Origin of the sequence: Aurantibacter sp., assembly GCF_042094015.1 — a bacterium.
Classification (GTDB): Bacteria; Bacteroidota; Bacteroidia; order Flavobacteriales; family Flavobacteriaceae; genus Aurantibacter.
Window position 1 is genome coordinate 1 of record NZ_JBELDZ010000100.1, and the last position, 607, is coordinate 607.

1 pseudogene is annotated in these 607 nt (G+C 22.6%); it reads right to left on the reverse strand.

Annotated features, from left to right (window positions below):
• Positions 1-420: 420 nt before the first annotated feature.
• Positions 421-607, reverse strand: a pseudogene (locus tag ACFDSN_RS11315) (hypothetical protein); the annotation flags it as partial.

Here is a 607-nt window from a genome sequence, read left to right on the forward strand (position 1 = left end):
GGTTTACAGTAGAATACAGAGAACCAAACTCTGGATCTAATGATAAGAAACAATTCCAAGCGCACTTTACATTAAAACGATAAATTGTAAACAGAACTGATTAAACAAAAACTCCTAATTCATTTATTTGAATTAGGAGTTTTTATATATGATAATTAGAACTTAAAAAAATGTATTATAGTTAGTAGTTATAAATTTTTGAAAGCTTTAGAATACAGAAGTATAATAGGTATATAAATTATAGACAGAATATACATATTCTTTTTGTAAACAGTAATAAACCATCTGAATAATTGTATTTAGAAGTCTTTTATATACCTATTATGTTAGGAATTACTGAAACGTATATTTATTTTAAAATAAAAAAAGCATCACTTTTTAATCTAAAAAAGTGATGCTTTTATATTTGTAACTATATTATTATTTATCTGCTTTAATTTTAGAAATGTAATTATCTAAAGCAATACCATATTTAGAGTTTTTAACCTCTTTAGTTAAAGAATTATTTATAGTATCTAATAATGTAATATTAGCATCGTAAATTTCTGTTAGTGCTAAATAAGGAGCAACTTCACTATCATTATTACTAATTGCAAAGTTTACTGTA